Source organism: Ihuprevotella massiliensis, from assembly GCA_900095835.1.
Classification (GTDB): domain Bacteria; phylum Bacteroidota; class Bacteroidia; order Bacteroidales; family Bacteroidaceae; genus Alloprevotella; species Alloprevotella massiliensis.
In genome coordinates, this window is record LT608321.1 from 800,972 (window position 1) to 815,884 (window position 14,913).

Genomic DNA, 14,913 nt, shown 5'->3' on the forward strand with positions numbered 1-14,913 from the left:
ACTCCCTTTTTATCTTAAACTATGTGCCACACGATGGCGAGCATGGTGTGCAATATCGCAAGAAGTATATGCAACCATTGCAGAGCGCACCAATAGAATGAGAGCAATGGGCACAGTAGCCAAGGGAAATTGTTGGATACCTAAGAAATACACGACAAAATACCCCAAGACTCCTACTATTGCTAGGACAGCCATTACCTTACGGAAGGCTACTGCACGAGGCAAATAGAGCGAGAGAAGAAACAATAACATGAGGGGATTGAATATCACATACAGATAGTTCGTCCCCACTGCTGGATGTTCCGACCAACCAATCATGATGGTCAGCAAGATACCTACCACACTCAGTCCTACTAATAGCACGGTGTCGAAACTAAGTGTCCAGATGCGCCAAGCACGTTGCGTCACAGGATTGCCCTTTCGCGCACGCCATTGCCCAAAAGTCAGTAATAAACTGAAAGCAAACAATATGCCAAAGACAACCATCGGAGTGAGCGGAGTGGCTTTTTGCTGGGACAAAGTCACCATCGGCAAGAGCGGTGTTTTTGCCAGCACAAGTGGGCGTAATTGTCCATCACGTCCGCGGATTTGCGCCGCGTCAAAAATGCGCAGCGCATAAGTGGGTAAGAAATTATAGCGTAATTGCTCTTCGGCATTAAACTGACGATCCACTTCAGGTCCGAGCAAAAGATCTTGTCCAAACTGATACCACGGACTGGATTTCGTAAATTCATGAATCATATCGCGCTGGGTCATCACCGATTTGTCGCGCTTCAGATTTGGGAAAACCAGCGTTTCGCCATGGGCTTTCAGCGCAGCCTTAATGGCATCTACCGCACGCGTGGTGCAGTTGTCATAAAGAAAATTGTAACGATAGGTCCATTCTGGGCGATCAGCCACTAAGGTGTCCGTACCATTGAGACCTTGCACGGGGAAAGTGCGGCGTTCATACTTGTGCTGCTCAAAGATTTGATTTTGCAAACGCATCACATACGCCACTTCAGCAGGAGTGAGGTTCAGATATTGCTCGGTCACTGGCATTTGCTCATTGGCAAACTCGTAGCCAAACAACGCCAAACTCTCGCGCGACACGGAATAGTCTGTCAATCCGAGCATGAAATCGAGGATAAAGCCCGACTTGCTCAGGCTAAAAAGTCCGTAGTTATAGGCATAGTCGGGTGTACCATTCGCACCACGCACGCGAAGTGCCGTATGTCCATACAAACGATAAAGACTTGTTCCAGGCGCACAGGTGAGCAAGCTCACTCGCGCACTGTCGTTGGCAGCAGACATGGTAGACACATCTACAAAACTTTGAGCCCTCACCGCTAGCGGCAAGAGCACCAAAACAAGAAGTATGTGCAGTATTTTCTTCATCATTGCACAGTTATTGACGGGCAAATTTACAGAAAAATGAGCAAGGGACAAAATTTTTGCTCTTCCTTTTTCTCTTTTCCTCAAGGAAACGGCCTCAACCCTCCGTTGTGATGTCTAAGTCAGAGGAAAACAGCAAAAGTCAGCCACTACATCCGGCGCAAAACTTGAGCGTTCAAATAAACACAAAGCAGGTGCTATAGTCCTCATAAACAAAGAAAACTATAGCACCCGCGTTACACTTTACACTCTACAGCAGAGAGCGGTATAGCCATCAAGGGTTAGCGGCTTAAGAACCAAGCATTGAAAGCAGCACCAATGGCGAATTCATTCTCAGAACGGAGCTCACCACCAGCAATCGTACGGTGCTTGTAATCCGCCTTCAATACGATGTCCTTTCCTAAACGATAGTTCAAGCCAGCCACCCACATGGAAGTTTCAAAAACATTCGTCATAGGGGCGGGGGGAAAAACAAATTCTACCCCCTCATGTTGTGGGTTGTAATACTCATAACGCACGAAAGGAATAATGTCAGGGGTGTGATTGGAATGGAAGATATTCTTCAGATTGAAACCAACCTCTGCACCATAGCTCAGTGCGCTTTTCGCGAGGAAGAACCTTTTTCCTCCCAAACCTCCAAGGGCATCGGCATTGTCTACATTGCCTGACAACACATTTGCGCGAGCTTCTACATATTTGCTCAGCCATTGTGCATCAAACGACCAGAGAAAGACGGGGATACGACGTAGCTTACTACGAGATTCTTCAGACATAAACGCATTATCCATCGTATTGGAGCAATAATAAGCGCTTGCTCCCAAGCGCAAACCATGCACACCCACCCAGTCTAAGCGTGCGGTCACCGCAGGACTGGTGAAGTTGTCTTCTTCAAAAAGTCCTTGATGTCCACCGTGCACCCAATGTTTAGGGCTAAAATTCTGGGCATTCAAGCCAGCCACCACCATCGCTTGATAGTTAAATTGCGCCATCTTTCGACCAAAGCTACCATACGCCGCAAGACCTGTTTCGTGCCAAGTACTGGGGATGATGCTTGTTTCGCCTTCTGGACGCGAAGTACCAAAGAAGTTCAGCGGTTCGTGGTGAGCATTGGTAAGCCCCATCGGCACCACCATGTGTCCAAAACGGAGATTAAAAGCGGGATGAATGAGGCGTGTGATATGAAATTGTTCAATTCCCACTTGTCCTCCCTTAGTGATAAAAGAAGATGCAGTGCCCGATTTCGTTTCTTCCACTTCGCCAACTATACCCGTACCGCCTGATTCAAATTCGATCTCAGCTCCCACGATCCACTTGGGATTGATTTTATAATCCAATGCTAAGACGAAGCGAGGGATGGAGATAGTCGCACGGTTTTCTGCTTCGCTTCCTGATTGCGTAGCTAAGCGATCCAAGCCATACCCTTTGAAAGAAGAGAGCATTTCGCCATAGCCCCCTAAGCGGAAACGTGTGAAACTATCATATTCTTCGTCCGAAGCACGAAGTTTGAGGGCATTGTGCGGATGATTGCCGTCACAGTGCGCTTCACAATGCACATCTTGTCCATGGTGGCAGTGTGTTCCAGCAGGAACATCCTGCATACCCGCTACTCCCTTCTTGAGATTGGCAGATTTCTTATCCTTCTTCGAGTCCATCACTCCATCGGGCACCCGAGCATTGAGCTCTTTCAAGGGGTGATCACCCATGATTTCGTCTTTGATGCGGCACTGTGCAGCAGCATTCAACGAGAGCGCAGCCACGAAGGCGGTAAAAAGTAGATTTTTGCTAGTCATTGCTTTTGTTTTTCAATATACAGCTGCAAAATTACAACATTTATCGTAAACAAGCAATCACCAGATATAAGTATTTTCGTCCGTCATCTTCCTCCTTGCTATGAGCTTTTTATGGAAAATACCGACATATAAGGAGGGAAAACCCGAAAAAAAGTTTGTATCTTTGCAAATACATTGGTCAATAATCCATACGTTTTTCAGGCTTTCTCAGTTTGTCTCGTAGTGATTATGCCGAAATCATGGTATTCTATTCCTCTCTTTTATCCTATGACTACTGGCTACACTGAACATAACAAGATGAGCGACGTCATAGCGTCGCAGCCTTCTCTACTTCAAATGATTTCTCGCTTTGGCATCCAACTAGGGGTGGGCGAGAAAACAGTGCGCGAAGTGTGTGAAGCCTCAAAAGTAGACACGACAACTTTCCTTGCCGTGGCTAATGTTATGAAGCAAGGAGCCACAGCAGCAGGGTTTTACATCGACAAAATCGATATGCCCACCATGATGCGCCACTTGGAGTCGGCACACGAGTTCTTCCTCGACTTCCAACTCCCACATATCCGCCGCAAACTGCTAGAAGCCATCGACTGTTCGCGTCAAAACGAAGTCGCCTTCCTCATCCTCAAGTTTTACGATGAGTATATGCACGAGGTGCGCAAGCACATGGAATATGAAAACCAGCACATTTTCTCTTATGTCAAGCGATTGCTGGCAGGAGAAAAGGTGACGGACTTCCGCATTGCACAATATTCCAGTAGCCATGACGGAATGGAGCACAAACTTCAGGAACTAAAGAATATCATCATCAAGTATTACACGCCCAACGAAGGCACGTCGGGTGATTTACTTTGCTATGTTCTCTTCAGCATCTACAATTCGGAAGCTGATCTTCGTGCGCACTGCGATATGGAAGACTCGCTGTTCTTCCCAGCTGTACAACTTTTGGAGGAGCGCATTGCGAACAATCAGTTTAGCGCGAATACAAATGATGAAAACGAAGACGGAGAAACCCTCACCGAACGCGAACGCCAAATCGTGGCTTGCGTGGTGCGTGGCTTGACCAATCGTGAAGTAGCGGAGCAACTCTTCATTTCCATCAACACAGTGCTCACCCACCGCCGCAACATCTCGCGCAAATTGGACATTCACTCTGTGAGTGGTCTCACTATCTATGCCATCGTCAATGGCATTGTGCAAATTGACGAAGTTTCTCTCAATTAAAGCGCACTTCCTTAAACCCAAATCGGTCATTAGATCCTGAACAGATTTCATTAGATTGTTGAGCAGATTGTTTATCATGAGTTCAAAGACGTAGCGGGCTACGGCGAGAACGAACGAAAAACTAGATGCCAACAAGAAAATGAAAGTTGACAGGAAGTTATCTTTTCAATTACGAGTCGTACTATAACGGTCTAATGACCGATTGGGGTTAAAGGTCGGAAGACCATCAAAACACCAACACTCGGGTGTGTCAAACTAAGTTTTGGCACACCCGAGTGCTTTTTTCGTTCATTCTGGGAAAGTTCGTTGCAAAACACTTTGTAAGGAAGCGAGAGTGGTCTGCACAAAGAGACTAAGTTGTGGCAGTGATTCAAAGGTTTGCCCCTGGAAATCAGAGTGCACGAACAGCATCGTCTCGATGCCTTGCGCTAAACATAAATATTTCCTCAAAGCGCACTCCTCAAAACGTGGGAGATTTTCGAAAAAACGTCGGACTTTTCTCAAAAAACGTCGGAGATTTTTTCAAAAACGTGGGAGATTTTCGAAAAAACGTGGGAGATTTTCATCACAACCATTTGAGAACTCTGTCAAAAGGCGAGAAGGAGGGTGTTTCGACTAGATAGATTCACTCCTCCAACGTCCATGAAACTACGGAGAGAAAGGATATCGGTCATAACAACTGCCCTAGCACTAGAAAAGCCAAACAGCAGAAAAACCAGTGGTGTTTTGTGAGGCATCAAAAGTGGGCAGGATGAAGAGCGAAGAAGTGGAACTTTTATCGGATTTTCTACCGAACGATTTCTTGCGATCCCAACCGAAAAGCTTCTTTTCGAGGGGCAAAAGTAGCAGACCAAGGCGCACCGCAGCAAAGCCATAGGCTGCCCCTCCGAGCACATCATTGACCCAGTGGCGATTGTTGTACATGCGCAACGCGCCCACCGTAGCTGCCACAGCATAAGCTCCCAGACCTGCCATATTTCCATACTCCGCGCGCACCAATTCTGCCCCCATCACGGCAGTAGCGGTATGGCCAGACGGAAAAGAATTGCGCGCACTACCATCGGGACGTAGTGAACCAACAGAATATTTTGTGGCGTTGACCAAAGTTCCCATGATGAAATAGGTGGTTGCCCCAAGAAGTAGACGATCGCGGAAATTATGTCGATGATATACTCCAGGAAAAAAGCCTAAAGACAAAAAGGCAGCAAAGGGCGAATACTGGATATAATCATCTGCACGCATGGGACCTCTCATGTGCCAACGAAGAAAATGTTTGCGCACAGCCATGCGACGTTTATAAAACCAGCCACGGTCTACTACCCCCCATGCTCCAAGAGCTGTTAGTCCCACGGGAATACCTATTTGCAGAGTTGGAGAAAGATGGGCAAAGTGTGAGGTTTTGCGCACAAGCAGAGTGTCAATAGTAAAATCAGGAGCAAACTCCAAGGCTTTGCGCACTGACTGAGTGTCTAAACCTATGCTATCCCTCAGATAGCCCTGCACTTTGAGAGGAGCTATCGTCGTATCTGACACCGCAAAGACTCCTGCACCTCCGAAATGCGAAGTAGACTCTGAAATGCTTTGAGCACAAAGCGGGAGCTTACAACCTATCATTGAAATAAACAAGTAGCACAGCAGGAGTGTTAATCGAAAATACATGAGAAGCAGGGAGTGTTGAACAGAAAAGTGGAAGATAACAGACAAAACATCTATCCTAAAAATCAAGATAGTTGCTAATACCGTCTAAGAAATTCAGGATAAATTGGAAGCAAAAGTAGTGATTTATCCTCAAACAGAGAGGAAAACACCACTAAAACTTGCCTTATCGGTGATTCGACTGTCCAAATGTCATGCGAGGACTACAATAAACAAAGCACCGCTAGTTGCTTGAACTGCGGTGCTTTGATGAAAAACACAACCTAAACTTAGTAGGCGTGTTCGTTTTCTTGGAGTTCTTCCTTAGTCATACTCTTGCGGTCGATGCTATACCAAGCATAGACAATGTAGGCTAAGACAAAGGGAATGGCAATGGACACAACGCTCATGGCGGTAAGCGTGAACTCACTGGAGCAGCTGTTGGCAAGGGTCAAAGAGCTTTGTGCATCAGCAAGAGAGGGATAATAAGCCGTGTTGTTCAATCCTGCGATGAGCAGCAAAGCCCAAACCGCAAGCACTGCTCCGATGCCAGTGAACCAGATGCCTCGAACATAGGTGCTGCAGAAAACGGTGCGAGCGATGCCCACCAACACGAGCACAACACCCACTAAGAAGAGCACGAGGACTCCAGGAAGTGCGAGGAAGTTGTGGAGATACTTGTAAGCCTCCATAGACACCATACCTGTGTTGGCATCAACAGCCCAGCCATCCATAGTGAGCAAGTGACCAGCAAACGCCAAGAAAAGCACGAGGAAAGCTACGGCGTCGGTGCGCACTTGACGACGGATGCGAGCGCCAAGAGTTTCGTCAGCGATATTGTTGAGCATATAGAGATCGCCCAACACACGGCTCAAGAAGAACACCACCAAACCGAGGATAACATTCCAAGGATTTGTCACAGCTTCAAGACCGTGCCAGCCAGTGGTCCACTGACTAATAGCAGGTGCGATTTGATCGGTCATGACATCTTTATTCACCACGAAGTTTGCACCGTGGAAGAAGGTGCCGACAGCGGTGCCCAAAAGGACAGGACCGAGCACACCATTGAGCACGAGGAACCAACGATAGGTGTTTTTTCCCAACAAGTTGCCGAGCTTAGATTGGAACTCATAGCTCACGGCTTGAAGCACGAAGCTAAAGAGGATAAGCATCCACACCCAGTAAGCACCACCGAAGCTGGTGCTATAGAACAAGGGAAAAGAAGCGAAGAACGCACCCCCGAAAGTGACGAGCGTGGTAAAAGTGAATTCCCACTTACGACCGGTGCTGTTAACGATGAGCACGCGCTCTTCCTCAGTACGACCGAGGGTGAAGATTTGGGTGTTGGCGCCTTGCACAAACATGAGGAAGACAACCAGAGCACCGAGGAGGCTGACCAGCAACCACCAGTATTGTTGAAGAAGTTCGTAGGTAATCATAGGGCAGTGAGATTATTCTTGTTCGTGCTTGTTGATGGCTTTAAACATGATGCGCAATTCTGCTATGAGCAAAGCAGTGAAGACGAGGAAGAAGAGAGCAAAAGTGATTTGCACATTGTGCACAGAAAGACTAGACACAGCGGCATTGACGGGAAGGAGGTCTTGAATAGCCCAGGGCTGACGACCCACTTCGGCAACAATCCAACCAGCTTGTTGCGCAGCATATGCGAGTATCACGCTCCAAAGGCCCACATGAAGCAACCAGCGCATGTGCTGAAGTTTGCCTTTGCGACCAAACCACCAGAGCAAAGCCATCACCAAGATGAGCGCAAAGCCAGTACCCACCATGACGCGGAATGACCAGAACATCAAACCACGATTGGGCACGAGATCTTCTACCTTCTCGATGTAACCATAACCGAAGTAGGCCTTGTTTTCTTCAAACGTCTTGCGAGCTACTGCAGCCTTCTCGGGGTTGGTCTTGCGATTTTCACGATATTCTTTGAAAGCAGCGAGCGCCACTTTACCTTTCTCCATTTTCTCTGTGGCAGGAATCACCTTTTCACCCTTGTGAGTGGTGTAACCCTTATAGAGGATGTCGTTTTCACCAGGCACAAAGCAATTTGGATTTTTGAAGGCTATCAAGGAAAGCGCATAAGGCACTTTGACACCAGGCACTACAGTGAAGCACGCACCACACTCTCCATCCTTGAGTCCTTCAGCAGCGGCAAGCTTCATGGGCTGATGAGTGGCAATATTCACACCACTAGCGTCTCCAGTAGCAGCGGTGAGAATGGCAGCAATGAAACCGACAATACTAGCAACTTTGATGCTTTGTACAGCCATTTTCACGTTGCGATTGCGAAGCAAATACCAGCAACTCACGGCAACAACGAAAACCGCTCCCAACAACCATGCACTAGACACGGTGTGTGTGAACTTATTGACGGCAAAAGGCTGGAAAGCCACAGCGAAAAAGTCCATCATCTCGTTGCGCACGGTGTCGGGGTTGAAGTTCATGCCCGTGGGGTGCTGCATCCAGCTGTTGGCAACCAAAATCCACCACGCAGAAAGCGTAGCGCCGAAGCCAGTGAGCCAAGTAGAGGCGAGGTGGAAGCCCTTGCTAATCTTGCCCCATCCGAAGAACATGAGCGCGATGAAGGTGGATTCCATGAAGAAGGCGAAGATACCTTCAATGGCAAGGGGAGCACCGAAGATGTCACCCACAAACCAAGAGTAGTTGCTCCAGTTGGTACCAAACTCAAATTCGAGGATAATACCCGTGGCAACACCGATAGCGAAGTTGATACCGAAGAGCTTCTGCCAAAACTTGGTAGTTGTTTTCCAGAACTCATCACCTGTGCGGTAATAAATAGTTTCCATAATCGCCATCACGAGTGCAAGTCCGAGCGTAAGTGGGACAAACAACCAGTGATAGCATGCCGTGAGGGCAAATTGGGCGCGCGACCAGTCTAGGACTGCCGGGTCCGTGGCTTGTAAAAATGTCATATCTTGATATTGTTATTGAATTGTCTATGATGTTTCTAGTAGGAAGTGCTCCAATCAGCGACCCTACGTTGGTAGGCAACACGCATTATTATATATATAGGGCATACCTTATTATGTGATGTTCCGCAGGCTATGTGCTATATATATGGTGTAGCGAGGAGAGAACGTCGAAGTTTTTGCAGCCTCAGTGAGCAGTTGGGAGCTAGAAAAAAGGGAGAACTAGGCGTGCGCCATGGGAGGGTTCTAGAATCTCAGCCTTAATGACGAAGGGGAAAACCCTCTATTTGCGCTGCTCCTGCACGAAATTATCGCCTACAGTATTCGCTTTTTCAGCAGCACTACCCTTGAGCGTAGGCTGAAAGAAAAAGAGTTTAAGCACCGCAAACATGACGAAAAGTTTAATCAAGACGATGATCCAGAGCGTTTTACCCCAAGTCATGCCTCGAAGCCCTTCGGCATAGATGCGAAAAAAGGTTTTAAGTGCGGCAACCATATTGAAAAGGATAGAAAAGAATCAGAAATGAATATAGAGATTTTCACGTAACAGCAGTTCTAAGTAGGCAAACTACCAAGTCGCCTGTCGGATACCTCTGCGGGTTATTCTGATTTGCAATGTAGACTTTATAATTGTTCGGACTACAAAATTACGTCGTGCGCGTGAAATTTCCAAACATTTTTCCTCATAAATGAGGATAACGGCCTTTTTTTATCGTACAAAAGACAAAATCGCCCCATTTCCAGCTCGATTATTTGGTGTTTCCTGCGCTTCGTTGTAACTTTGCACGGCAATAATTGAAGCTATATGAAAATCATCAATACGGTCGCTGCGCTGCAACAAGCCGTGACTGAAGCTAAACAACAAGGACTTTCCGTGGGTCTTGTGCCCACCATGGGGGCTTTGCACGAAGGACATGCCTCCCTCATTCGCCAAAGTGTGGAAGAAAACCAACTCACTGTGGTCAGTGTGTTTGTGAATCCCACTCAGTTTAATGACCCCAAGGATTTGCAACACTACCCAAGAACTTTTGAAGCCGACGCGCAACTCATCGCTTCGCTCGGTGGTGACCTCGTCTTTGCTCCCAGTGTGGAAGAGGTATATCCGCAAGAAGACACCCGCGTGTTTGCCTATCCTCCCATCGACACCGTGATGGAAGGAGCGCGCCGTCCCGGACACTTCAATGGCGTGTGCCAAATCGTGTCGAAACTCTTTGACATGGTGACCCCAGACAAGGCATATTTCGGAGAAAAAGACTTCCAGCAAATCGCTGTGGTGCGTGCCATGATGAAAGACTTGGGCTATACCTTCCAATTGGTGCCCTGCCCCATAGTGCGCGAAGAGAGCGGTTTGGCACTTTCTTCCCGCAATGCTTTGATGAGCGACGAAGAGCGCGTGCTGGCAACCAACATTTATCGCACACTTCGCGAAAGTGTGGACTACGCACAATCGCACACTGTGGCGGAAACCCAACAATTTGTGGTGGAACACCTCAATGCCCTCGAAGGACTAGAGGTGGAATACTACGAAATCGTGAATGGCGAAACGCTTCAGCCAGTGACTTCTTGGGAAGATGCCCCCCACATCCAAGGGTGCATCACCGTGTTCTGCGGAGCGCGTCCCGTACGTCTTATCGACAACATTGCCTACCGCTAAACCGAACTTACGACAGTCTGCCATACGCAACTGTACGAAGTCAATATACAACAGCACAAGGCTAAATTAAAAACGCCTGATTCATAGTATCAAATATGATTCTCAGTCTTCTAAAATCAAAAATTCACTGTGCCACAGTCACAGAAGCCAACTTGCACTACATGGGTTCTATCACCATCGACGAGGCTTTGCTCGATGCGGCTGGACTTATTGCAGGCGAACACGTGCATGTGGTCAACAATATGAACGGTGAACGCATCGAAACTTATGTGATTCGTGGTGAGCGCAACTCTGGTTGCATCTGCCTTAATGGCGCAGCTGCTCGCCGTTTCCAAGTAGGTGACGAAGTGATCATCATGGCTTACGCTGGTTTCACTCCCGAAGAAGCCAAAGACTTCACACCGAAAGTGGTGTTCCCCAACGCACAAAACGCGCTGGACTAATGCGACGAATTGGCATTTTCGGCGGCTCATTCAATCCCATTCATCTGGGGCATTTGGCGGTGGCTCAAAGAGTCGTTGACCAGGACCTCGTGGATGAAGTCTGGCTGATGGTATCTCCGCAAAATCCTCTCAAACAAGCTGCCACAGACTTGGCTCCCGAACAAGATCGTCTTGCGCTCGCACGACAAGCTGTGGAAGATTTCCCCCATATTGTCGCTGCTGACTTTGAGATGCAACTGCCGCGCCCGAGCTACACTTGGCGAACGATGGAGGCTCTTCGGCATCACTATCCCGAAAATGTCTTTTCGCTCATCATCGGTGCTGACAACTGGGTGAACTTCACACGATGGGCACACCACGATGACTTATTGGCAGAATATCCCTTGCTGGTTTATCCCCGAGAAGGCTACCCAATTTTGCCAGAAACGTTGCCGACCACAGTGCAGCTCATAGATGCCCCACTCTTCCCCTTCAGCAGTACGAACATTCGCGCTCGACTCGCAGAAGGAAAAGATGTAGAAAAGATGATTCCTGCCTGCATCATCGATGCTGCACAACACATTTATGCACCACAAAAGTGAGCAGAAGATGCTGATTGATCGCCACGGCGTTTCCCAAAATAAGGAAACTCAAGCGAAGAAACTCCGAAAACGCATTGCATAGTAAGCTGCAAAAACCGCAAAAATAGACACAAATTCCATCGTTTGTGTCTATTTTTCTGCATAAGAACGCACGTATGTTCAGAAAATAGCACAATTCCTGCAAGTTGATTGCGTTATATTTGTACATTTGTTCAGAAATGCGTATTTTTGCAACCCAGACTTTCAAAAAGAAACCACATGTCCACACTCCGTAAGGTGAAACAACACCGTCTTCACAACGAAGGGAGCACCACCCTTACCCTAGGAGGTATTGCCCTCGTTGCCATCGCAGCCTTGGACTATTGGCTGTTTTATCCCGATTACCCTGTTGCCTTCTATATCATCTTGGCCGTATTCCTCGTTGTCTACGGCATTATTGTGAATTTCTTCCGTTGCCCCGTGCGCATCTTCCCTGGTGATACCCATAACGTGGTGGTTGCACCTGCAGATGGTCGCATTGTCGTGATTGAAGAAGTAGAAGAAAACGAATATTTCCACGACCGTCGCCTCATGGTGTCGGTGTTTATGTCCGTGACCAACGTACACGCCAACTGGTTCCCCGTAGAAGGTACAGTGAAATTGGTGCGTCATCACAATGGAAACTTTGCTAAAGCATGGTTGCCCAAAGCCAGCACCGAGAACGAACGTAGCACAGTGGTCATCACCACTCCCTCTGGTCACGACATCCTCGTGCGCCAAGTAGCAGGTGCTGTGGCACGTCGCATCGTGACTTACGCCACCGAAGAACAAACTTGTAAGATAGACAACCACCTCGGCTTCATCAAGTTTGGTTCACGTGTCGATGTTTATCTCCCTCTCGACACAGAGATTTCGGTAGAAATGGGACAAGCCACCACTGGTAACAGCACGATTCTGGGTTACCTGAAAGACAAGAATACAACGACACAGAGCGTATAACATTCTCCCTATAAGCAACGCCCTTCGGAAACACGGAGGGCGTTTGCGCATATACCTACGTGAATGTCGCAAACAAGCCATGACCTCCCCTCAGGTATGAGTGAATGGACCACGTCCGTGCTGAGTGTTCTAGTATCATCCCCCACAAAGACTTCTCTATTCTCACCTTTCGTAACAACAAATTTCCTCTCGTGAAACGACATATCCCCAACATTATCACTAGTTTTAACCTAGTAAGTGGTTGCATAGCCACTATATTTGCAGTCGATGGTGAACTACTTTACGCGCTTTGCTTTATGCTTCTCGGACTCCTCTTCGACTTTTTCGATGGGTTCACCGCTCGCCTTCTTGGAGTCTCTAGTCCCATCGGTAAAGAGTTGGACTCTCTGGCAGATGTCATCACCTTTGGCCTCGTCCCCTCAATGATGTTGTTCATGACCCTACAAACGTATTTGCCCATCATCTATGAGGAATATCCAGACGCTATGCTCTACATTGTCAGCATACTCCCCTTTGCCATCGCAGCATTCTCTGCAGTTCGTTTGGCAAAGTTCAATCTAGACACCCGGCAGTCGCATAGTTTCATTGGACTTCCCACACCTGCCAACGCTTTATTTTGGGCTGGTTTGACAAACTTTCTTTACAGACACCCCATTCATTATTATCTTGTGCCCGTCACAATAGGTACTCTTATACTACTCATTGCGTTGTCATGCTGGATTATGGTCAGCGAAGTGCCGATGTTCGCATTGAAATTTAAGAACTTCACGTGGAAGGACAACAAAGTACGCTACTGCTTTATAATTTTGGCGGCTGTTGTTGTGACGGCTGGGGTAGGTCTCCAAATCTACGACTTAGCCTTGTCCCTCCTCATCGTACTTTACAGTCTGATTTCTCTCCTCGTTCGCAACAAGTGATGCTTTTTATGGCACAGTAGTTGCACGTATACTAAGAAACATCTGTTTAGTCACCTCAATTCAAAAAAGTATATGGGTACATTCTTAGGTTGCCTTTTTGCCTTTTTCATAGGTCTATTTTTCGTAGCATGGGCACTACTCCATCAAGGTCTTCGATTCATTCTTTCTCTCCTAGGCATCAAGTTGCCAGACAATGCAGAGGCTTTTAGACAGCAAGCACAACAACAAGGGCAACAGCAAGCGAATCGTTCCCAACAACACCATAGTTCTAGCCAAGAATCGAACAGTAACAGCGCCTCAAATGGCAAGATTTTCACGAAAGATGAAAGTGAATACGTAGAATTTGAAGACGTGCCTTAATGGCGCGTCTTTCTTTTTGTCCATAACCTAGCGCAGGTTTTCCCTCATCTCCTCGATTTTCCGGGCCATCGACCTAGAAAAAGCACAGACTACCGCTGCTTCGTTGCACTTTTCGCCCTCATCATTCGGCAGATACGTGCAATAATCCGTAACTTTGCACGTTATGTAATGTAGGCTCTGCTGTGCACCAAGGGCAAGACTAAAAAAGGTGCTGTGAATAGCATGGATTTTCCTCCATTCTCTATCCGCATTTTCTCACGCACTCCGCCCTTTTCAGCAGGATATTTTCAACACTCCAACGACGTTATCTCCGAATGATCACTTATATCAAAGGCAGCATTGCCGAACTCACTCCCACTGAAGTGGTGGTGGAAGCCGCAGGTCTGGGCTATTCCATCGCTATTTCGCTCAACACTTTCGCAGCCCTCCAAGGCAAAGAATCGGCTCGTGTGTATGTCACTGAGGTGATTCGCGAAGATGCTCACCTTTTGTTTGGATTTTACAGCAAACAAGAACGCACTCTCTTCGAAGCCCTCACCTCGGTCAATGGCATTGGCGGACAGACGGCACGCATGGTACTCTCGGCTTTCTCGCCTGCGGAACTGACAGAAATCATACAAGGCGAACAAACAGCCATGCTCAAGAGCGTGAAAGGTATTGGACCCAAAGCTGCCGCGCGCATTGTTTTGGACCTGCGCGACAAGATTGGCAATCTGCTCAGCACTGGAACACTCGACGTAGCTCCTTCAGCTGGTGGTGCCATTGCCACTGCCGACAAAAAAGTGGCAGAAGAAGCCATCTCTGCCCTCTCGATTCTCGGTTTCCAACCTGCGACAGTGCGCAAGGTCATTGGCAATATCCTCAAAGCAGAACCAGGGTTGGACGTGCAGCAACTCATCAAACGCGGTTTGAAAGAAATCAAATAATCGCTCTTGTCCTGTGACATCTTCGAGCACTTCTAAGCTTTATCTCTAGAAACTCTCGAACCTCCATTTGTACTCCCTCAAAAAACTTG

Annotated in this window: 14 protein-coding genes; 8 read left to right on the plus strand and 6 right to left on the minus strand. The window is 47.6% G+C overall.

Annotated elements, in window-relative coordinates; translation table 11 throughout:
• Positions 1 to 9: 9 nt before the first annotated feature.
• Positions 10 to 1,380, minus strand: a complete 1,371-nt coding sequence (locus tag BQ2633_RS03415) for a lipoprotein N-acyltransferase Lnb domain-containing protein (RefSeq protein ID WP_083233924.1) — start codon at positions 1,378 to 1,380, stop codon at positions 10 to 12.
• 275 nt (positions 1,381 to 1,655) lie between these two features.
• Positions 1,656 to 3,164: a hypothetical protein gene (locus BQ2633_RS03420; protein ID WP_075565107.1), complete on the minus strand. Its 1,509-nt coding sequence runs from the start codon at positions 3,162 to 3,164 to the stop codon at positions 1,656 to 1,658.
• Positions 3,165 to 3,431: 267 nt separating this feature from the next.
• Here BQ2633_RS03420 and BQ2633_RS03425 point away from each other — a divergent pair, with 267 nt between their 5' ends.
• Positions 3,432 to 4,385, plus strand: coding sequence for a LuxR C-terminal-related transcriptional regulator (locus BQ2633_RS03425; RefSeq protein WP_075565109.1), 954 nt, complete (start codon positions 3,432 to 3,434; stop codon positions 4,383 to 4,385).
• Between the two features lie 690 nt (positions 4,386 to 5,075).
• Here BQ2633_RS03425 and BQ2633_RS11175 read toward each other — a convergent pair.
• The 4 genes from BQ2633_RS11175 to BQ2633_RS03445 all read right to left on the minus strand — a co-directional run bounded on the left by BQ2633_RS11175 (position 5,076) and on the right by BQ2633_RS03445 (position 9,461).
• Entirely contained in the window at positions 5,076 to 5,999 is a 924-nt protein-coding gene (locus tag BQ2633_RS11175) for a phosphatase PAP2 family protein (protein ID WP_176720087.1), read from the minus strand.
• A 311-nt stretch (positions 6,000 to 6,310) separates the two neighbouring features.
• Positions 6,311 to 7,459, minus strand: a complete 1,149-nt coding sequence (gene cydB, locus BQ2633_RS03435; protein WP_176720088.1) for a cytochrome d ubiquinol oxidase subunit II — start codon at positions 7,457 to 7,459, stop codon at positions 6,311 to 6,313.
• 12 nt (positions 7,460 to 7,471) lie between these two features.
• Positions 7,472 to 8,968: a cytochrome ubiquinol oxidase subunit I gene (locus BQ2633_RS03440; RefSeq protein WP_075565111.1), complete on the minus strand. Its 1,497-nt coding sequence runs from the start codon at positions 8,966 to 8,968 to the stop codon at positions 7,472 to 7,474.
• 280 nt (positions 8,969 to 9,248) lie between these two features.
• Positions 9,249 to 9,461, minus strand: a complete 213-nt coding sequence (locus BQ2633_RS03445) for a DUF4492 domain-containing protein (RefSeq protein WP_075565113.1) — start codon at positions 9,459 to 9,461, stop codon at positions 9,249 to 9,251.
• Positions 9,462 to 9,770: 309 nt separating this feature from the next.
• Between BQ2633_RS03445 and panC the strand changes: the two genes are divergently transcribed.
• The 7 genes from panC to ruvA all read left to right on the plus strand — a co-directional run bounded on the left by panC (position 9,771) and on the right by ruvA (position 14,824).
• Positions 9,771 to 10,619: a pantoate--beta-alanine ligase gene (panC, locus tag BQ2633_RS03450; RefSeq protein WP_075565115.1), complete on the plus strand. Its 849-nt coding sequence runs from the start codon at positions 9,771 to 9,773 to the stop codon at positions 10,617 to 10,619.
• Positions 10,620 to 10,714: 95 nt separating this feature from the next.
• Positions 10,715 to 11,062, plus strand: a complete 348-nt coding sequence (gene panD / locus BQ2633_RS03455; RefSeq protein WP_075565116.1) for an aspartate 1-decarboxylase — start codon at positions 10,715 to 10,717, stop codon at positions 11,060 to 11,062.
• Complete coding sequence (gene nadD / locus BQ2633_RS03460; RefSeq protein WP_075565118.1) at positions 11,062 to 11,643, plus strand: nicotinate (nicotinamide) nucleotide adenylyltransferase; 582 nt, start codon at positions 11,062 to 11,064, stop codon at positions 11,641 to 11,643. Before panD ends, nadD begins: the two co-directional genes overlap by 1 nt.
• 258 nt (positions 11,644 to 11,901) lie before the next feature.
• Complete coding sequence (locus BQ2633_RS03465; RefSeq protein ID WP_075565120.1) at positions 11,902 to 12,621, plus strand: phosphatidylserine decarboxylase family protein; 720 nt, start codon at positions 11,902 to 11,904, stop codon at positions 12,619 to 12,621.
• 104 nt (positions 12,622 to 12,725) lie between these two features.
• A complete protein-coding gene (locus tag BQ2633_RS03470) occupies positions 12,726 to 13,538 on the plus strand; it encodes a CDP-alcohol phosphatidyltransferase family protein (protein WP_083233926.1) in 813 nt (270 codons plus the stop codon).
• Between the two features lie 72 nt (positions 13,539 to 13,610).
• Positions 13,611 to 13,898 carry a DUF4834 family protein gene (locus BQ2633_RS03475; RefSeq protein ID WP_075565122.1) on the plus strand — a complete coding sequence of 96 codons (288 nt, stop codon included), beginning with the start codon at positions 13,611 to 13,613 and terminating at the stop codon, positions 13,896 to 13,898.
• A gap of 314 nt (positions 13,899 to 14,212) precedes the next feature.
• Positions 14,213 to 14,824, plus strand: coding sequence for a Holliday junction branch migration protein RuvA (gene ruvA, locus BQ2633_RS03480; protein ID WP_075565124.1), 612 nt, complete (start codon positions 14,213 to 14,215; stop codon positions 14,822 to 14,824).
• The last annotated feature ends 89 nt before the right edge of the window (positions 14,825 to 14,913 follow it).